Annotated in this window: 18 protein-coding genes; 7 read left to right on the top strand and 11 right to left on the bottom strand. The window is 71.8% G+C overall.

The window, feature by feature from the left end; all coding sequences use genetic code 11:
• The first annotated feature begins 17 nt into the window (after nucleotides 1-17).
• Entirely contained in the window at nucleotides 18-1,421 is a 1,404-nt protein-coding gene (locus DEA06_RS11505) for an MFS transporter (protein ID WP_276308354.1), read from the top strand.
• Between the two features lie 98 nt (nucleotides 1,422-1,519).
• Here the strand turns inward: DEA06_RS11505 and DEA06_RS11510 are convergent, their stop codons facing one another.
• Nucleotides 1,520-2,311, bottom strand: a complete 792-nt coding sequence (locus DEA06_RS11510) for an alpha/beta hydrolase (RefSeq protein ID WP_240606921.1) — start codon at nucleotides 2,309-2,311, stop codon at nucleotides 1,520-1,522.
• Between the two features lie 75 nt (nucleotides 2,312-2,386).
• Here DEA06_RS11510 and DEA06_RS11515 point away from each other — a divergent pair, with 75 nt between their 5' ends.
• Nucleotides 2,387-3,649: a peptide synthetase gene (locus DEA06_RS11515; protein ID WP_165817986.1), complete on the top strand. Its 1,263-nt coding sequence runs from the start codon at nucleotides 2,387-2,389 to the stop codon at nucleotides 3,647-3,649.
• Nucleotides 3,650-3,811: 162 nt separating this feature from the next.
• Here DEA06_RS11515 and DEA06_RS11520 read toward each other — a convergent pair whose 3' ends face one another.
• Nucleotides 3,812-5,818, bottom strand: coding sequence for an AarF/UbiB family protein (locus DEA06_RS11520; protein WP_116648137.1), 2,007 nt, complete (start codon nucleotides 5,816-5,818; stop codon nucleotides 3,812-3,814).
• Nucleotides 5,819-5,929: 111 nt separating this feature from the next.
• Here DEA06_RS11520 and mmuM point away from each other — a divergent pair, with 111 nt between their 5' ends.
• Nucleotides 5,930-6,829 (top strand): homocysteine S-methyltransferase, encoded by a 900-nt coding sequence (gene mmuM / locus DEA06_RS11525; RefSeq protein WP_116648138.1) that lies wholly within the window; start codon nucleotides 5,930-5,932, stop codon nucleotides 6,827-6,829.
• A 9-nt stretch (nucleotides 6,830-6,838) separates the two neighbouring features.
• Nucleotides 6,839-7,468: a hypothetical protein gene (locus tag DEA06_RS11530; protein ID WP_116648139.1), complete on the top strand. Its 630-nt coding sequence runs from the start codon at nucleotides 6,839-6,841 to the stop codon at nucleotides 7,466-7,468.
• Nucleotides 7,469-7,529: 61 nt separating this feature from the next.
• Here the strand turns inward: DEA06_RS11530 and DEA06_RS11535 are convergent, their stop codons facing one another.
• The gene (locus DEA06_RS11535) at nucleotides 7,530-7,724 is read right to left on the bottom strand and encodes a hypothetical protein (RefSeq protein ID WP_116648140.1); all 195 of its coding nucleotides are present in this window, start codon (nucleotides 7,722-7,724) and stop codon (nucleotides 7,530-7,532) included.
• A 489-nt stretch (nucleotides 7,725-8,213) separates the two neighbouring features.
• On the opposite strand from DEA06_RS11535, the gene DEA06_RS11540 reads away from it, so the two are divergent.
• The 3 genes from DEA06_RS11540 to DEA06_RS11550 all read left to right on the top strand — a co-directional run bounded on the left by DEA06_RS11540 (nucleotide 8,214) and on the right by DEA06_RS11550 (nucleotide 10,388).
• The gene (locus DEA06_RS11540) at nucleotides 8,214-8,843 is read left to right on the top strand and encodes a manganese efflux pump MntP family protein (protein WP_346427033.1); all 630 of its coding nucleotides are present in this window, start codon (nucleotides 8,214-8,216) and stop codon (nucleotides 8,841-8,843) included.
• A 90-nt stretch (nucleotides 8,844-8,933) separates the two neighbouring features.
• On the top strand, nucleotides 8,934-10,007 hold the full coding sequence (locus DEA06_RS11545; protein WP_116648141.1) for an alkene reductase: 1,074 nt from the start codon (nucleotides 8,934-8,936) through the stop codon (nucleotides 10,005-10,007).
• A gap of 111 nt (nucleotides 10,008-10,118) precedes the next feature.
• Complete coding sequence (locus DEA06_RS11550) at nucleotides 10,119-10,388, top strand: hypothetical protein (RefSeq protein WP_116648142.1); 270 nt, start codon at nucleotides 10,119-10,121, stop codon at nucleotides 10,386-10,388.
• Between the two features lie 51 nt (nucleotides 10,389-10,439).
• On the opposite strand, the gene DEA06_RS11555 is transcribed toward DEA06_RS11550, so the two are convergent.
• From DEA06_RS11555 to pcaG, 8 genes are all read right to left on the bottom strand, one after another.
• Entirely contained in the window at nucleotides 10,440-11,720 is a 1,281-nt protein-coding gene (locus DEA06_RS11555) for an MFS transporter (protein WP_116648222.1), read from the bottom strand.
• Nucleotides 11,721-11,948: 228 nt separating this feature from the next.
• Complete coding sequence (locus tag DEA06_RS11560; protein ID WP_116648143.1) at nucleotides 11,949-13,118, bottom strand: thiolase family protein; 1,170 nt, start codon at nucleotides 13,116-13,118, stop codon at nucleotides 11,949-11,951.
• Nucleotide 13,119: 1 nt separating this feature from the next.
• A complete protein-coding gene (locus DEA06_RS11565; protein WP_116648144.1) occupies nucleotides 13,120-13,764 on the bottom strand; it encodes a 3-oxoacid CoA-transferase subunit B in 645 nt (214 codons plus the stop codon).
• Nucleotides 13,761-14,510: a 3-oxoacid CoA-transferase subunit A gene (locus DEA06_RS11570; protein ID WP_116648145.1), complete on the bottom strand. Its 750-nt coding sequence runs from the start codon at nucleotides 14,508-14,510 to the stop codon at nucleotides 13,761-13,763. Before DEA06_RS11570 ends, DEA06_RS11565 begins: the two co-directional genes overlap by 4 nt.
• On the bottom strand, nucleotides 14,507-14,908 hold the full coding sequence (gene pcaC / locus DEA06_RS11575; protein WP_116648146.1) for a 4-carboxymuconolactone decarboxylase: 402 nt from the start codon (nucleotides 14,906-14,908) through the stop codon (nucleotides 14,507-14,509). Before pcaC ends, DEA06_RS11570 begins: the two co-directional genes overlap by 4 nt.
• A complete protein-coding gene (locus DEA06_RS11580) occupies nucleotides 14,905-15,693 on the bottom strand; it encodes an alpha/beta fold hydrolase (RefSeq protein WP_116648147.1) in 789 nt (262 codons plus the stop codon). Before DEA06_RS11580 ends, pcaC begins: the two co-directional genes overlap by 4 nt.
• On the bottom strand, nucleotides 15,690-17,042 hold the full coding sequence (locus DEA06_RS11585; RefSeq protein WP_116648148.1) for a lyase family protein: 1,353 nt from the start codon (nucleotides 17,040-17,042) through the stop codon (nucleotides 15,690-15,692). Before DEA06_RS11585 ends, DEA06_RS11580 begins: the two co-directional genes overlap by 4 nt.
• The gene (gene pcaG, locus DEA06_RS11590; RefSeq protein ID WP_116648149.1) at nucleotides 17,032-17,631 is read right to left on the bottom strand and encodes a protocatechuate 3,4-dioxygenase subunit alpha; all 600 of its coding nucleotides are present in this window, start codon (nucleotides 17,629-17,631) and stop codon (nucleotides 17,032-17,034) included. The genes DEA06_RS11585 and pcaG overlap by 11 nt, the downstream gene beginning before the upstream one ends.

Raw genomic sequence — 17,631 nt, forward strand, 5'->3', positions numbered from 1 at the left:
AGAACGCACGGAAGCGATTGACGCGAAGCTCGCCGCAGTGGGCCGTGATCGCCGTCCTGGCCGTCGCCGGACTCTGCTCGTCGTTCATGTTCACGCTGGTCGTGCCGATCCAGACGCAGCTGCCCGAACTGCTGAACGCCTCGCGGGACGACACCGCCTGGGTCGTCACCTCGACGCTGCTCGCCGCCGCCGTCACCACCCCGATCGCGGGGCGCCTCGGCGACATGTACGGCAAGCGACGCATCGTGCTCGTGCTGCTCGCCGTGCTGGTGCTCGGCTCGGTGATCGCTGCCCTGTCGACGGGCATCGGCAGCATGATCGTGGGCCGCGCCCTGCAGGGCGCCGTGGTCGGTGTCGTTCCGCTGGGCGTGTCGATCCTCCGCGACGTGCTGCACGAGAAGCGGGTCGACAGCGCGATCGCCCTCATCAGCGCGACCCTCGGCGTCGGGGGCGCGCTGGGCCTTCCGATCAGCGCTCTCGTGTCGCAGTACAGCGACTGGCACGTTCTGTTCTGGATCGCCGGGGGCCTGGGCGCGGTCGTCTTCGTGCTCGTGCTCCTGGTGGTGCCGGTGAGCGTGCTGCGCACCCCCGGCCGGTTCGACTTCGCGGGCGCCGCGGGTCTCGCGATCGGACTGATCGGGGTGCTCCTCGCCGTCTCGCGCGGCAACACCTGGGGGTGGCTCTCGCCCCTCACGCTCTCGCTCGGCATCGGCGGCGTCCTGGTGCTGCTCGTCTGGGGCTGGTACGAGCTGCGCATCGACGATCCTCTGCTCGACCTCCGCGTCGCCGCCCGTCGACCGGTGCTGCTGACGAACCTCGCCTCGATCGCCATGGGCTTCGCGCTGTTCGCCTCGAACGTCGTCTACCCCCAGATCCTCGAACTGCCCGTCGAGACCGGCTCGGGCTTCGGTCTGTCGCTTCTCGCCGCGAGTCTCGTCGTCATGCCGTCGGGCCTCGTGATGATGGTGCTCTCGCCGATCTCGGGGCGCCTGGCCCGCACGATCGGCCCGCGCGTGCTGCTGGTCGCCGGCGCGATCTCGCTCATCGCCGCATACGGCTTCACGCTGCTGTTCGCCAGCGAGGTGTGGCACCTGGTCGTCGCGAACATCCTCATCGGCTTCGGTATCGGATTCGGCTACGCCGCGATGCCGATGCTCATCATGCGCTCGGTGCCGCCGAGCGAGACCGGCGCCTCGAACGGGCTGAACGCGCTCGCGCGGTCGCTCGGCACGAGCACCGCCGCCGCCATCGTCGGCGTCGTGCTGGCATCGATGTCGACGGTGCAGAACGGCTCGCAGGTGCCCACCCCCGAGGCCTTCCAGGTGTCGTTCCTCCTGGGCGGCGGAGCCGCTGTCGTCGCGCTGGTGCTGGCCCTGTTCATCCCCACACGCTCGGTCGAGAAGCATCCGTCGCTCCCCTAGCCGCTCGTGAGGTGCCGCGCTCCGGGGCATCCGGGCGCCGCGCTCCCCCGGATCGAGGCAACTCGCCGCGCCCGAAGATGAGGGGCGGATGCTGCGGGTCAGCCCGCGCGTCGCGCCGCGGCGCCGACGTGCTCGGCGAAACGGCCGGCCCAGCCGAGCACCTCGTGCGGCGAGCGGGCGACCGACAGGACGCTGCCGGGGATGATCTCGCGCAGCTTCTCGGCCGTGGAGAGCGGATGCGCCGGGTCGCCCGCCCACGCCAGCACCAGCGTCGGCGTCGAGATCGCGCGGAGCCTGCCGACGGGCGGGAAGTCGGTGTCGGCCGCCCCGCGCAGCACCGTCGGCAGCAGACCCGCGTCGACGGCCGGGTAGCTCTCCGGCGCGTCGGCGAGCGCCGGCGGAACGGGGGCGGAGCTGCCGAGCTCGACCAGCGCGTCGACGCCCTCGCGCTCGACGAAACGGGCGTTGCGCCGGTAGGTCTCGGCCTGGGCGGCGCGCGTGGTCCACGCGGTGGGCGGCACGACCAGGGTCAGGCTCGCGAAGCGGTCGGGGTCGCGAACGGCGGCGTGCAGCAGCGTGCCGGTGCCCATGGACGGGCCGACGCCGTGCACGCGTTCGCCGGGGGCGACCTGGTCGAGAAGACGGAGGAGATCATCGGCGAGGCGGTCCCATCCGTACGAGGCGGGATCGGCGTCGCCCGTGGAGCGGCCATGGCCGCGGGCGTCGTAGCGCAGCACACGAGCGGCGTGGAGCGCACGGCCCAGATCGAGCCCGAGCTGCGCGTCGCGGGAACGGCTCGACGTCAGCCCGTGCAGCTGCACCGCCAGCGGTCCCGCGTCGCCGGTGACGTCATAAGAGATCGCTGCTCCACCCAGGTCGAGCAACCCCACCGTCATCCTCCGTCACCAGCGCGAGATATCGTCCGCCTAGACTACGGCGCCATGCGGTTGACTACAGTCACACGGATGACTCTCCCCCCGGGACGGTTGTCCAGCTTCGTCGTCCGCACGAGTGAGACGCCCGGCAGGCGCCTGCCGGTCTCGTTCGATCAGAGGCGTCACGTCGGCGAGGGGCAGCGCCCCGGCTCATGGATGGCGGTGTCGTTCCGCCTGCCGCTCGGCGTCGACCGGGAACAGCTCGCGTCGGCCTGGATGCGGGTGATCGCGCGGCACGGCACCTTCCGCACCGCCTTCCGCCCCGGCGACGACGGCCCGGCCCTGCACGAGGTCGACGTCGAAACGGGCGCGTGGACGCAGCATCCGGTCGCCCCCGGGCGCACGGCGCGCGAGGTGGTCCGCGACGTCTTCGACGAGGCCTGCGCGCCGTACCAGGCACCGTCGTACCGACTCTGCCTGCTCGAACCGCACGACGAGACCGAGGGCGGGGTGGTCGTGATCGGCGCCGACCACTCGCACGTCGACATGTGGTCGTGGCACGTCGTCATCCGCGATCTGCTCGCCGCGATCGACGCCCCCGACGTCGCCGTCGAGCCCGCCGCGCCCTTCGCCGAGCACACCGACCTGCTCGAGCGGATGCCCCCGGCGCCCTCACACGTCTCGGAGCGGTGGGACGCGATCCTGGCGGCGGAGGCCGGCGCGATGCCCCTGTTCCCCCTGCCGCTCGGCGACGTGTCGCGTCCGCGACGAGCCGTGGTCGAGGTGCGCGACGTGCTCGATTCGGCCGAGCTCCGCCGGTTCGACGCCGCGGCGTCGGCGCTGTCGGTGCGTGCGATCGCGCTGGCGATCAGCGTGCTCACCCGGGTGACGCGCACGCTGGCCGATGCGCCGCTGCGCGCGGTCTTCCCCGTGCACAGCCGTCATGACCACCGCTGGCACGACGCGGTCGGCTGGTTCATCACGAACGCGGTGATCGAGAGCGACGACGACGATCCGGCGGCCTGCGCCGCATCCGTCAAGGAGGCCATGGCGCTGGGGTCGTACCCGCTCGCGCCGATCCTGGCGCCCTACGGCGGCATGCCCGTCCGGCCCGGGATGTTCGCCCTGTCGTGGCTCGACGTGCGGCGCATGACCATGCCGACCGACCCCGAGCTCGAGATCCAGCACGTGTCAGCGGCGATCGACGTCGACGGCGTCATGATCTGGTTCACCGCCACCCGCAACGGCCTGCAGCTGCGCTCGCGCTACCCCGACACCCCCGAGGCGCGGGCGAACGTGGGCGCGTGGCTCGACGCCCTCGAAGCCGGGCTGGAGGATGCTGCGGCCCGCTGACCGGCACCGCACACACGTCCCCCCGGGGGCATTCCCCCGTCGCATCCGGCGGGTCCCACCCACCACCCGCGTCAGGGGAACCCCGGGAAGGATCCTCCCCTGTCACGAATGAAGGGCGGGACCAGCCGTTCGCGACAGGGGAGCGAAGGGAGCGCCCGAGGACTACCGCGGTGCGCGCACGAAGAGCTGTCGCACGACGCGCAGGAGCCCGAGGAACCCGAACAGGCCGATCGCGGCGCCGAGCAGGTCGAACAGCCCCCATCCGCCCGGGTACTGGGGGCCGGTGTCGACCACCGTCAGCACGATGGCGACCACCACGGCCGTGATCGACACCAGGGCGCCCACGATCTGCGCCGCGATCGAGCGGACGAACCCCTCCTGCGCCTCACCGGGGATCGCGCGCACGCGCAGGCCCGCGGTGCCGTTCTCGATGCCTGTCATGAGGTTCTCCAGCCGTTGCGGCAACGCCTTCGCCCGCACCGCCGCCAGGGCCGCACTCGCCTGGGCGTCGAGGGCGAGACGCTGGGGCGACACCATGCGGCGCGCGAGGCCGGGCACCACCGGGAGCGCGCGGGCGATCATGTCGAAGTCGGGTACGAGCACCCGCAGGCATCCCTCGAGCGTCGCGAAACTGCGGAACGCCGATGCGAGGTCGCCCGGGAGGGCGATGCGATGGTCGCGGATGACGTCGACCATGCGGGAGAAGATCGACCCGTCGCCGGCGGGCCGGAAGCGCTCGGAGGTGAGCACGATGCCGATGTCGTGGCGGAACGCGTCGATGTCGGCATCGGCCGGTACGTCGACGATGAGCAGCAGCGCGTCGCTGGCGATCACGTCGTCCTCGGTGAGCGCCCCGAGCAGCAGCGCGGTCATGTGCTCGCGCTGGCTTCTCTCGATCACCCCGATCGCCCCGAAATCGATGAGGCCGAGCGACCCGTCGTCGCGCAGGATCACATTGCCGGGGTGGAGGTCGGCGTGGAAGACGCCGTAGAGCAGGATCTGCTGGATGACCGAGGTCATCAGTCCGATCGCGAGGGCGTCGCGGGCATCGTCCGACATCGCGTCGAGTCGGTCGTGCGCGCGGCTGAGCGGCTCCCCGGCGACGAGGTCCATGGTGAGCAGACGCTTCGTCGACCCGTGCGCGTGCACGGCCGGGATCGACAGCAGCGGACTCTCGTCGCCGTCGGCCTCGGCGATGAGGTCCAAAGCGGTGCGCATCATCTCCATGTTCCGCGCTTCGATGCGGTAGTCGAGCTCGTCGAGGAGCGTGGAGGTGAACCCGCGCGCCACCGATTCCAGCCGCAGGTCTTTGCCCGCGCGGGTCTGGCGCTCGGCGCGCTGCGCCAGGCGCAGGATGATGTCGACGTCGGCCTCCACCTGCGCGCGTGCCGCCGGCCGCTGCACCTTCACCACGACCGGCGTCCCATCGAGGAGTGTGCCGGTGTGCACCTGCGCGACCGACGCCGCAGCGAGCGGCACGGGGTCGATCGACGCGAAGACCTCGTCGATGGGGCGGTCCAGCTCGTCCTGGATCACGGTCTCGACGACGTCCCACGCGAGAGTATTGGCGCTGGACTGCAGGGTCGACAGCGCAGAGATGTAGGGCTCGGCGATCAGGTCTCGGCGGGTGGAGAGCACCTGGCCGAGCTTGACGAAGGTGACGCCGGAGTCGTTGATGGTCGACACCAGCGCCTGCGCTCGCTGCTGGCTGGTCGTGAGCTCCCGCTCCACGCGCGACGTGCCGTGGACGAGCCAGCCCGCGCCGTGCTGCGACGCGATCGCGAGGATCTGGAGGTAGCGGCGGGTGCGCTTGCGCTGGCGGATGCCCGCGCGGGCCACGTCGATCGGGTTCGGCAGCGGTCTCGTGGGAAAGATGGCCTCGAGCGCGACGAGCACCGCGAGCCCCAGGGCGAAGATCCACGCGAGAGACAGAACCACGACCGCCAGCGCCAGGAGGGCCGACTGCACGTCGTCGGTGCGCCGGTCCACCAGCAGGCCCGACTGATCCAGCATCCAGTTCGAGAACGGCAGTCCGACGCTGAAGACGAGGAGTCCGACGAGGATGCTGCGCGGCCAGCCGACCGGGGTCTCGAGGATGCGTCGCGCCACGAAGCCGACGAGCACCGCCGAAGCGATCGCGAAGAGCGCCGTCAGGATATCGGCGAGCACGGGTGCACCTCCCTCTCGCCGGCCGTGATGCCGGCTCGTGCACACACTAACAACGCCGCGCCGGTCACCTCACGCCGGGATTCGACCGCCGCAGTCGGAGACAATGCAGGGATGGATCTCTCCGCCGGGCCGATCGTGCTCGACGGCGGGCTGGGCACGCTCCTCGAGGCGCGCGGGCACGACCTGTCCGACCCGCTGTGGAGCGCGCGGCTGCTCGCCGACGACCCCGATGCGATCCGCGCCGCGCACGCGGAGTACTTCGCCGCCGGCGCGCAGGTCGCGATCACCGCGTCGTACCAGGTGGGCTTCTCGACGCTCGCACGGCGCGGTTTCTCAGCCGGCGATACCGAGCGGATGCTGCGCGCGAGCGTCGACCTCGCCGCATCCGCTCGTTCGACCGCCGTCGGCGGCGACATGCCTCGCTGGATCGCCGCATCGATCGGCCCCTACGGCGCGACTCTCGGCGACGGCTCGGAGTACCGCGGCGCGTCGGGGTTGACCCGCGACGAGCTGCGTCGCTGGCACGAACCGCGGTTCGCGGTGCTCGCCGACGCGGGGGCCGACCTGCTCGCCATCGAGACCATCCCGACGCTCGACGAAGCCGCAGCTCTCGTCGATCTCGCGCGCGGCTCCGGGCGCCCCGCGTGGTTGTCGTTCACGGTCGAGGGCGGGCGACTGCGATCGGGGCAGCCGATGGCCGACGGTTTCGCCCTGGCGAACTCCGCCGACGAGATCGTCGCGGTGGGGATCAACTGTTCCCACCCCGACGAGGTTCCCGGTGCGATCGCCGCCGCCCGGTCGGTGACCGATCGCCCCGTCGTCGTCTACCCGAACTCCGGCGAGCGCTGGGATGCCGCCGCCCGGGTGTGGCGTGGTGCTGCGGGCCTCCCCGAAGACGACCGGGCGGCCGGTGCGAGCCTGGTCGGCGGATGCTGCCGGGTGGGGCCCGCCGACATCGCGCGGATGAGGTCGAGGGTGCGTGCCGGTGGACCGACCGATGGCCTTCGGTAGCGTGGAGGCATGCAGCGGCGCAGACGTTCCTGGGTGATCGGCGGTACGGCTCTCATCGTCTGCGGGGTGCTGGCGATGTTGTCGTCGTCGTTCCTCGGCACCCCCGCCGTTCGGGTGATCGCGATCACGGGAGACGTCGCGTGGGCGTTCGGCGTGCTGATGTTCGCGATCGGGCTCACCCGCGAGCAGAGCCTCGTCGCCCGCAAGCCTCTCGGAACGATCGCGCTGACCATCGTGGCGCTGTGGCCCGTGACGTCGTCAGCGATCGGTGCGGTGCTCGAGTCGCAGCGTACGACCGATGCCGCGGTATGGAGCGCGCTCGGGTACGTGGGCATCCTGGTCCCGGTCGGGGCGGGCCTGATCGCCACCGTGCAGATCGGCCGCATCGGTGTCGCACCTCACCCGTGGCGATGGGCGCCGCTCTCGGTGCTCGCCGGGCAAGCGGCGCTGTGGGTCTTGGTGCAGGTCGCCTACCTCGTCGTCCCCGGCGACGAGGTGCAGCTGCTCGCGGGGCCGCTCGCAGCGCTCGGCACGCTGGCGGTGCTCGCCGCCACGCTGGGCCTCGGGATCCTCGCCCTCGTGCTCGCCGCACGGACCAGGCCGGAGTCGGTCGAGGTCTATGCGCCCGGCGCCCCGTAGTCGACGCCGTCGGTGCGGCCGTACCGCACCCGCGAAGACGCGCGACCGGGTGCGGAGAGGATCACCGCGTGCGACGCGACCGCCACATCCCGACGATCCCCTGGCCGATCGGGTAACCCGAGAAGGCGGTGACGAAGTGAGCAGCAGTGGGGGCGCCGTTCGCGTCCCAGATCAGCATGCCGGTCAGAATCACGACGCCGGTGATGAAGTATGCCGCTGCGACGCCGAAAGTCATCGGCTTGATCTCGGTACCCATGGGTGCTGTCCTCCGCGTGGTTGCGTGTACGTGGGGCGCAGAGGGGTGTCCGTGGAGGAATATCTGCGTCGTCCTGATCGCAAGATATCGGCATGGCCGCCGACACCCCAAACTCGGTGGAGCGCACAGCCGACCCAACGCAGCATCCGTTCGGCAGATGCAGAACGACCCCCGCAGGAACTCTCACCGCAGGGGTCGCCGCGCACCAGGAGGATCCATCTCGATCGAACCGCGACCGATCCTTGTACCGCACGCGTTGCAGTAGCGACACTGCCATCGCAACGGTGTCACCGACCCGCCCTTGACAGGTCGGGTGCGCGTGCTACCGGCGAGGACCCATCCCGTCGACGAGCCGTCGGCTTTCGGCGCACCGAACGAAAAACCCGCCGGAAAATTGCCATGATGATGGCCTGAGAGGGAGTAGTTCCCGCAGAGCGCGTCGACATGCTGGTGAGATCGACCTCACCCGGTGCGCCGCCCGGATTCCGGGTGAACGAGACTCTCGACACCATCGACGTGTCGGGCGTTCGCCTGCCCGCGCGCCGAGAAAGGCGCCCCGTGTCCTTCTTCAACCTTCTCGTCGTCTCGGTCGGCGTCTCTGCCGACGCCTTCGCGGTCTCGCTCTCGCAGGGCGTGCGCGTCAAGACCCGGGTCTTCCGCGACGCCCTGATCGTCGCCCTGACCTTCGGCCTGTTCCAGGCGGCCATGCCGCTCGTCGGGTACCTGCTCGGCGCGCAGTTCAGCTTCCTCATCGCACCCGTCGATCACTGGATCGCGTTCGGCCTGCTGGCGCTGATCGGCGGAAAGATGCTGTGGGAAGCGTTCCGCGCGCACCCCGATGACGTGCCGACCGGCCGCATCCGCCCGCGCGAGCTGCTGCTGCTCGGTATCGCGACCAGCATCGACGCTCTCGCGGTCGGCATCAGCTTCGCGTTCCTCGACGTCGACATCGTGCCGGCGGTCGTGCTCATCGGCGTCATCACGTTCGCCGTCTCGTTCGTCGGCGTGGCGCTCGGCCACCGTGTCGGCACCCGCTTCCAGAAGCCGGCCGAGATCGGCGGCGGCCTCGTGCTGATCGGCATCGGCACGAAGATCCTGCTCGAGCACCTCCTCGGTTGAGCACCGGCGCGGAATAGCGGCGCGCCGCATCCCGTTGGGCCGGGGGTCGGCCGTCCGCGATGCGCCGGCCCCTCCCCCGAAAGGACCCCCGTGGATCTGTTCTCCCCCCTCGCCGTCGGCGACCTCGCGCTCCCGAACCGCGTCGTGATGGCGCCCCTGACGCGCATGCGCTCCGGTGCCGACGGCGTGCCCGGCGACATCGTCGTCGAGCACTACTCCCAGCGCGCAGGCCTCGGGCTCATCATCACCGAGGGCGTGTACCCGAGCGCAGAGTCACGGGCCTACCCCGGTCAGCCCGGGATCGTCACCGACGAGCAGGCCGCGGGGTGGAGAGCGGTCGCCGCGGCGGTGCACGCCGAAGGCGGACGCATCGTGATGCAGCTCATGAACGGCGGCCGGGTCTCGCACACCGACATCACGGGCACCGACCGCATCGTCGCCCCCAGCGCCGTCGCGATCGACGGCGCTGTGCACACCCCCGAAGGCAAGAAGGCGTTCCCCGTGCCGCACGCCCTGACGACGGCGGAGCTCGACGACGTGCGCGCGGAGTTCGTCGCGGCCGCCCGGCGCGCGATCGACGCCGGCATGGACGGCGTCGAGGTGCACAGCGCCAACGGCTACCTGCTGCACCAGTTCCTCTCCCCCGTGTCGAACCAGCGCACCGATGCCTACGGCGGATCGCCGCAGGCCCGCGCGCGGTTCGTCGTCGAGGTGGCCGCGGCCGTCGCGGCCGAGGTCGGCGCCGGTCGCGTCGGCATCCGCCTCTCCCCCGCGCACAACATCCAGGACGTCGTCGAGACCGACCCCGCCGACGTCCGCGCCACCTACGAGGCGCTCATCGACGGCCTCGCACCCCTCGGCCTCGCCTACCTCAGCGTGCTGCACGCCGAACCCGGCGGCGATCTCGTGCAAGACCTCCGCTCGCGGTTCGGCGGCGTGTTCATCGCCAACAGCGGGTTCGGCAAGCTCACCACGAAAGACGAGGCGGCCGAGTTCGTCGCGCGCGGGGCAGCGGATGCCGTCGCCGTCGGACGTCTCGCGATCGCCAACCCCGACCTCGTCGAGCGGTGGCAGGGCGGACACCCCGAGAACGAGCCGAACCCGGCGACGTTCTACGGCGAGGGCGCCGAGGGTTACACCGACTACCCGCGCCTGGCGGGCTGACCTCCGCAGAATCCGCGAGACCGCTTCTGCGCGGCGAGACCCGGGGCCGATGTCACGGTTTCGTCGCGCAGACGCGGTCTCGCGTTCATCACGGCACGCAAGACTGAGGGCATGAGACGACGACTGAGTCCTCTTGTCTGCACCCTCATCGCGATCGCATCGGTGGTCGCCATACCGGTCGTCTTCGTGGCGGGAGCCGCGTACGGCATCGAGTCGCAGGAGTGGGACCCTGTCCACTCGACCTACTTCTACGATGAGCGGCCGGGTGGGGGTTTCGTCGTGATCGGGGCGCTGCTTGCGTGCGTCGCGCTCGCGGCACTGGCCTTCGCCGCGGGCAACGCCGCTCTCAACCGCCGACGCGCATCCCGCGTCCCCGGCTGACCACTCGTCTCGCGTCGATACTTCTGTCGACAGACGAGGTCACCGGCCCGCTCAGGGACGGCGCGGGCGATCGAGACCGAGATGGATGCGGGTGCGCTTGCGCTCGACGACGATGAAGGTCGCCCCGACCAGCCACAACGGCACCTGGGTGAGGAAGGCGATGCGGAACGCGTCGAGCGAGTAGGTGTCCGGGGTGCCCGCGCCCTGCAGGTCCATCGCGATACCGATGAAGAGGATCGCCAGCAGCCCCGCGAGGAACCCGCCGCCGTTGACGATGCCCGTCGCGGTGCTGAGGCGGTGACTCGGATTGTGCGCGCGGGCGTGGTCGAACGCGATCATCGACGCGGGGCCCCCGGTGCCCATCGCGAAGGCCAGCACCAGCAGGAGCCAGAGAGGCGCCGGGCCCGGCCAGGCCGCCACGGTGATCCACGCGGCGGCCTGCAGCCCGATCGACGGGAGGACGAGCCACCGCGAGCGCCGCATCGGATGCCTGCTCGAGAGGGCGCCCATGACCGGCCCGACGGTGATCCCGAAGAGCACGAACGCGGTGAGCACCAGCGAGGCCTCGGCCGGCTGCAGCCCCTCGCCCGCGGTGAGGAAGGGGAAGCCCCAGAGGATGACGAAGGCGTTCCCCGCGAACGGCGTGGTGAAGTGCGACCAGAAGGCGAGCCGGGTGCCGGGGTGCTTCCACGCCTCGCTGAACCCCTGCCGCAGGTCGGCCGACGACCGCACGACGGTGATCGTGCCGGTGTCGGTGTCGACCGCGACATCGGCGGAGCGCGTGGGCGGGCGGTTGCGCACGATCACGAAGATCAGCACCGAGAACAGCATCCCGAGTCCGGCGAGGCTCCCGAACGCCACGCTCCACGAGGTGGCGTGCAGCAGGGCGGCGAGCGGGATGACCGAGACGATCTGCCCGAGCTGGCCGATGATGCCCGTCAGCTGCACCAGCACGGGCGCTCGTTGCGCCGGGAACCAGGTGGCGATCACCCGCAGCACGCTCGGGAAGATCGCCGCGTCGCCGGCGCCCAGCAGCACGCGCGCGAGGATGCCGATGCCCACGTCGCTGGCGAACGCCATGACGAGCTGGCCGGCGGCCATCACCACCATGCCGATCGTCATGACCGGCCGCGCGCCGAAGCGGTCGAGGAGGAGTCCGACGGGGATCTGCATGCCGCCGTAGACCGCCAGCTGGATCACGGCGAACATCGACAGCGCCGATGCATCCGCGTTGAAGCGGGTCGCCGCATCCACACCGACCGCCGAGAGCGACGTGCGGTTGGTGATCGACAGCACGTAGCCGGCGAGGCCGACGGCCCACACCAGCCACATGCGCCAACCCGGAGCGGGGGCGAGCACGGGAGCAGTCACGGGTCTTCTCTGTCGACGGAAGGGACCCTCCCAGCGTAGGCCGGGTCGGAGCGCGTCAGCGCACGGGCGCCTTCCGACCCGAGCTCACGTGACGCGCGGGTTCGGGGCGCATTCTTCGGGTCGGGGCGCAGAATCCCGCGCCCCGACCCGAGAACTGCGCCCCAAACCGCCGTGCGCCGGGGTGGGGCGTCAGCGCTCGAGCACGACCGCGAGTCCCTGTCCGACGCCGATGCAGATCGCGACCACCGCGACCCCGCCACCCCGGCGCGCCAGTTCGTGCGCGGCTCGCCCGACGACGCGGCCGCCCGACGCGCCCAGCGGGTGCCCGATCGCGAGGGCCCCGCCGTGCACATTGAGCTTCGCCGGGTCGAGCTCGGTCCACAGCTTCGCGCACGCGAGCGACTGCGACGCGAAGGCCTCGTTGAGCTCGACGAAGTCCACGTCGGCCCACGTGCGTCCCGCGCGCGCGAGGGCCCGGTTCGCCGCCTCGACCGGGGCGATCCCGAACACGTCGGGGTCGTTGCCGAACACCCCGCGCCCGGCGATGCGGGCGAGGGGCTCGGAATCGAGCGCGCCCTCGGCACCGATCAGCACCGCCGAGGCGCCGTCGTTGATGGGAGAGGAGTTGCCGGCCGTGACGGAGCCGTCCGCGGCGAACAGCGTCTTGAGCCCGGCGAGCTTGTCGAGGGTGGTGTCCTCACGGATGCTCTCGTCGCGGGCGAGCTCGTGCCCGTCGACCTGCACGATCTCGCCGTCGAAGACCCCCGCCGCCCAGGCGTCGGCCGCGGCACGGTGGCTGCGCAGGGCGAAGGCGTCCTGCTCCTCGCGGCTGATCCCGTAGAGCCCGGCGAGCTTCTCGGCCGACTCGCCGTTCGAGATCGTCCAGTCCTTGCGTAGGCGCGGATTCGTCATGCGCCACCCGATCGAGGTGTTCCACATGGTCTGATTGCCGACGGCGGGCCAGGGCTTGGGCGACTTCTCGACGACGAACGGGGCGCGGCTCATCGACTCGACCCCGCCGGTCAGCACGATGTCGGCGTCACCGGCCTCGATCGCCCGCGAGCCCTGGATCACGGCCTCGAGCGACGACCCGCAGAGACGGTTGACCGTCACACCCGGCACGCTCGACGGGAACCCCGCGAGCAGCGCGCCGAACCGCGCGACGTCGCGATTGTCTTCGCCCGCCTGATTGGCGTCGCCGAAGATGACGTCGTCGATCCGGGCCGGGTCGAGTCCGGTGCGGGCGACGGATGCTGCCATCACGGCCGCGGCGAGGTCGTCGGGGCGGACGCCCGAGAGCGCTCCGCCGGCGCGGCCGAAAGGAGTGCGGACGGCGTCGTAGATCCAGGTGCTGGGCATGTCAGTCCTTCGGAGTGAGAGAGAGCCCGAGGGCGGCCTCGAGCGAGGCGACGGTGTTGTCGCCGAAGAGCTCGCGCACGACGAACCCGTCGGGGGTGACGTCGAAGATCGCGTGGTCGGTGTAGACCCGCGAGACGCAGCCGACACCGGTGAGCGGGTAGGCGCAGGTCTCGACCAGCTTCGGCTCCCCCGACTTCGTCAGGAGGTCGGTCATGACGTAGACGTCCTTCGCGCCGATCGCGAGATCCATCGCCCCGCCGACGGCGGGGATCGCCCCGGGCTCGCCCGTCGACCAGTTCGCGAGGTCGCCGTTCTGCGAGACCTGGAAGGCGCCGAGCACGCACACGTCGAGGTGGCCGCCGCGCATCATCGCGAACGAGTCGGCGTGGTGGAAGTACGCCGCGCCCGGTAGCGCGGTGACCGCCTGCTTGCCGGCGTTGATGAGGTCGGGATCCACCGCGCCGGCCTCCGGCGCGGGGCCCATGCCGAGCAGCCCGTTCTCGGTGTGGAGCAGGATCTCCTCGCCCTCGGGGAGGAAGTTCGCCACGAGGGTCGGCGCCCCGATGCCGAGGTTCACCACCGCACCCTCGGGGATGTCGGCGGCGATGCGCGCCGCGAGGTCGTTGCGCGAGATGCGGGTGGTCATGACGCCTCCTCGGCGGATGCGGCGAGGGGCGACCCCTCGAGGTCGACGCCGCCGACGAAGACGCCGTCGCGCAGCCACGGGCGCTCGCCCACCGCGACGACGCGGTCGACGAAGATGCCGGGGGTGACGACCGCCTCGGGGTCGAGGTGGCCGAGGCCGACGACCTCGTCGACCTGCACGATGGTCGTGGTGGCGGCCGTCGCCATGATCGGGCCGAAGTTGCGCGCGGTCTCGCGGTAGACGAGGTTGCCCCAACGATCGGCACGGTAGGCCGAGATCAGGGCGAAGTCGGCGCGGATCGGATACTCCAGCACGTAGCGACGCCCGTCGATCTCGCGCTCCTCCTTGCCCTCGGCCAGGAGCGTGCCGACACCGGTGGGTGAGAAGAACGCGCCGATGCCGGCACCCGCCGCGCGGATGCGCTCGGCGAGGTTGCCCTGGGGGACGAGTTCGAGCTCGATCTCACCGGCGCGGTAGAGCCCGTCGAAGACCCACGAATCAGCTTGCCGAGGGAACGAGCACACGATCTTGCGCACCTGCCCGGCGGCCAGGAGCGCCGCGAGCCCGGTGTCGCCGTTGCCCGCGTTGTTGTTGACGATGGTGAGCTCCCGCGCTCCCGACGCGATCAGCGCATCGATGAGCTCGACGGGCTGCCCGGCGCGGCCGAAGCCGCCGATCATCACCGTCGCGCCGTCGGGAATCCCCGCGACGGCGGCCGCAGCATCCGCAACCTGTTTGTCGATCATGCGTCCCCCTCGGCGAAGATCTCGGAAGCGATGCGGAAGGCCGTGTTGGCGGCCGGCACCCCGCAGTAGATCGCCGACTGCAGAATGACCTCGGAGATCTCCGCGGTCGTGAGCCCGTTGCGAAGGGCTGCCCGCAGGTGCATCGCGAGCTCCTCGTGGTGGCCGAGGGCGATGAGCGCCGTCAGCACCGCGATCGACCGCGACCGGCGATCGAGGGCGGGACGCGACCAGATGTCGCCCCAGGCGTACCGCGTGATGAGGTCCTGGAAATCGGCGGTGAACGCGGTCGTGCGCTCGACGGCGCGGTCGACGTGCGCGTCGGAGAGCACCTCCCGCCGCACGCGCATGCCCTGCGCGTGCCGTTCGGCGTCGGTCGATCCGTGATCCGGGGTCGTCATGCGGCCTCCTCATAGATGCGGCGGAAGAAGTCGTCGAGCGCGGTCGCGACCGCGGCGGGCTGCTCGGCAGGAGGCAGGTGCGCGGCATCGGCGATGCGGATGCTGCGCCCGCGGCGGACGCCGCGTGCGATCTCGTCGGCCTTCGCCTCCGGGGCGACCTGGTCGAACTCGCCCCACATCGCCAGCACCGGGGAGGCGATCTCGCCCAGGCGCTCTCGCACGTCGTACGCGGCGAGCGCCTCGCAGCAGGCGGCGTAGCTCTCGTCGTCGGCGTCCTGCAGGGCGTGGAGCAGGCGCCCCGTGAGCTCGGGTTCGCGGGCGAGCGAGTCGGGCGCGAACCACCGGCTCGCCGAGGCGGTGATGAGCGCCGACGTCGACTGCGCCCTCACCTGGGCCGCGCGGACGTGCCAGGAGTCGGGGTCGCCGAGGAGCGCACCCGAGGCGACCGCCGCGGTGGCGTCGACGAGGTCGGGGTGACGCAAAGCCAGCTCCAGCCCGGTGGCGCCGCCGAGCGAGACGCCGGCGTAGCGGACGGGGCCGTCGGAGAGGCCGCGCGCGACGTCGGCGACTGCGTCGGCCAGGTCGGCGACCGTGAAGGGCGACGTCGATGCGGGTGAGGCACCGTGGCCGGGGAGGTCCCACGCCACGACGCGGTGAGAGCGCGCGAGAGTGGGGATGACGCGCTCCCAGAGGATCGTCGAAGTGCCCAGCGACGGTCCGAGCAGCAGCAGGGGCGCGTCGGCAGGACCGACCGGGGCGGTATGGGCCAACGTGGGGACGGTCATCGGTTCTCTCCTTCGCCGAGGCGGTCGACGAACGTCGTGGCGAGGCCCGTGTACCGGGCGGGGTCGAGCAGGTCGTCGACGTCGAGCGCGGACGCCTCGGGGAGCGCGCGCACGAGGTCGGCGAGATCCGTGTCGGCGGCCTGCCGGATCAGCGCGGCGAAGCGCTCGCGTCCGATCAGGGGAACGAGCACGACACCGAGGCGCTCGCTGACGAGCAGCCCGTCGGTGAGGGCGAGGTTGCGCGCGACGGCCTCGCGATCGACGGTCAGCCCGGCGGCGAGCGATGCCGCGTGCGCGGCTGCCCCGAGGGCGAGGCGGAGGAGTTCGCGCAGGGTCGGCCATTCGGCGTGCCAGGCGCCGTCGGGCCGCTCGTCGACGGCGAGGGCCGCGGCCAGATGCAGGGTGGCGCCGAGCTGCGGCGCGCGAAGGGCGGCCGAGCGCACGAGCACCGACGAGACGGGGTTGGCCTTCTGGGGCATCGCCGACGACCCGCCGCCCGCGGCCTCCGAGAGCTCGCCGATCTCGGTGCGGGTGAGGGTGGCGACGTCGGTGGCGAAGACGCCCACCGCGTCGATCGCCTGTACGAGGGCGTCGCCGAGCTCGGTGACGGGCCAGCGCTCGGTGTGCCAGGGGGCGTCGGCGGGTCGCAGGCCCAGTTCGGCCGCGTAGGCCGCCGTCAGCCCGGCGGCGCGTTCCGCGCCGAGGTCGGCGACGAACGCCGCCAGGGTGCCCGCGGCACCCCCGAGCTGCGCGGGCAGTTCTGCGCGCGCCGCGTCGAGACGCACGATGGCACGACGGATGCTGCGCACCCACCCCGCAGCGCGCGCCCCGACGGTCGTCGGCACGGCGTGCTGGGTGAGGGTGCGGGCGGCCGCGACGACGTCGCGATTCGTGGTGGCGAGAGCGGTGAGCGCCGCCTCGACCCGGTGGAGGTCGTCGCGCACCAGATCGGCCGCTGATCGAGCGAGGAGCATCAGAGCGTTGTCGAGGATGTCCTGACTGGTCGCCCCCCGGTGCACCCACGGCCGTGCGGCCTCGGGAACACGCTGCCTCAGCATCCCGACCAGGGCGACCACGGGGTTACCCGCGGCGACGGCAGCGACGGCGAGGTCGGCCGCGTCGAGGCCGTGCCCCCGGCACCCCTTGCCGACCCCTGTCCACCCGAGCGTTGTCGACACACCGTCGGCGATGTCGGCGGGAGCCGCTCCCACCGACGCGAGCGCGCGGACGAGCGCGACCTCGGCCGCGACGAGGGCGTCGAGCACCGCAGCATCCGAAACCGCCGCATCGTGCCCCGCGCTGACGGGCGAGAGCAGTCCGACGTCGAGGGGATGCGGGTCAGAAGGCAAGGAAGACGGTCTCCTTCTCGCCCTGCAGCCGGATGTCGTGCTGGAGGTGACCCTCGGGCGTGCGGGTCGCGATGAGCGTAGCGCGCTCGTCGGCGTCGAGGGAGGCCAGCAGGGCGTCGGCGGCCAGCGCGTCGGTGTCCTCGGGGAGGTAGATGCGCGTGTGCAGCTTGTCGGGGAGTCCGCGGGCGAAGACGACCGCCGCGAAGAACGGCGCCTTGCCGTCGACCGCGCCGGGGTTGCGGGTCCAGAACTCGAATCGGCCCTCGTCGGTCGTGAACGCGCGGCCGAAGCCGGTGAAGGTGTGGTCGTCGCGGCGACGCGAGCCGCGCCCGCGCGAGACGGTGCCATCGCTGTCGGCGCCCCAGATCTCTATGCAGGCGTCGGGGATGGGCGCCCCCGCGCCGTCGCGGAGGACGCCGCCGACGACGATCGCACCCGGAGAGTGCGGGAAGACGACCTCGTGCATCTTCGGATACTGCAGCCCGAACGCGAAGAACGGGCCGATCGTCTGCCCGGCGGTCGGCGGCAGCGGCGCGGCGCCGGCCGCCTTCACGAGGCGCCGGCGACGGGTCTCGGTGGTCTCGCTCAT

Source organism: Microbacterium sp. Gd 4-13, assembly GCF_003095395.1.
In the GTDB taxonomy this organism is placed as follows: Bacteria; Actinomycetota; Actinomycetes; order Actinomycetales; family Microbacteriaceae; genus Microbacterium.

What these genes read in the sequence shown, in the direction of transcription:
- DEA06_RS11515 (WP_165817986.1), top strand. Translation starts at nt 2,387, where the DNA reads ATGACTCTCCCCCCGGGACGGTTGTCCAGCTTCGTCGTCCGCACGAGT.
- mmuM (WP_116648138.1), top strand. Translation starts at nt 5,930, where the DNA reads ATGGATCTCTCCGCCGGGCCGATCGTGCTCGACGGCGGGCTGGGCACG.
- DEA06_RS11530 (WP_116648139.1), top strand. Translation starts at nt 6,839, where the DNA reads ATGCAGCGGCGCAGACGTTCCTGGGTGATCGGCGGTACGGCTCTCATC.
- DEA06_RS11535 (WP_116648140.1), bottom strand. Translation starts at nt 7,724, where the DNA reads ATGGGTACCGAGATCAAGCCGATGACTTTCGGCGTCGCAGCGGCATAC.
- DEA06_RS11550 (WP_116648142.1), top strand. Translation starts at nt 10,119, where the DNA reads ATGAGACGACGACTGAGTCCTCTTGTCTGCACCCTCATCGCGATCGCA.
- DEA06_RS11555 (WP_116648222.1), bottom strand. Translation starts at nt 11,720, where the DNA reads ATGTGGCTGGTGTGGGCCGTCGGCCTCGCCGGCTACGTGCTGTCGATC.
- DEA06_RS11560 (WP_116648143.1), bottom strand. Translation starts at nt 13,118, where the DNA reads ATGCCCAGCACCTGGATCTACGACGCCGTCCGCACTCCTTTCGGCCGC.
- DEA06_RS11565 (WP_116648144.1), bottom strand. Translation starts at nt 13,764, where the DNA reads ATGACCACCCGCATCTCGCGCAACGACCTCGCGGCGCGCATCGCCGCC.
- DEA06_RS11570 (WP_116648145.1), bottom strand. Translation starts at nt 14,510, where the DNA reads ATGATCGACAAACAGGTTGCGGATGCTGCGGCCGCCGTCGCGGGGATT.
- pcaC (WP_116648146.1), bottom strand. Translation starts at nt 14,908, where the DNA reads ATGACGACCCCGGATCACGGATCGACCGACGCCGAACGGCACGCGCAG.
- DEA06_RS11580 (WP_116648147.1), bottom strand. Translation starts at nt 15,693, where the DNA reads ATGACCGTCCCCACGTTGGCCCATACCGCCCCGGTCGGTCCTGCCGAC.
- pcaG (WP_116648149.1), bottom strand. Translation starts at nt 17,631, where the DNA reads ATGAGCGAGACCACCGAGACCCGTCGCCGGCGCCTCGTGAAGGCGGCC.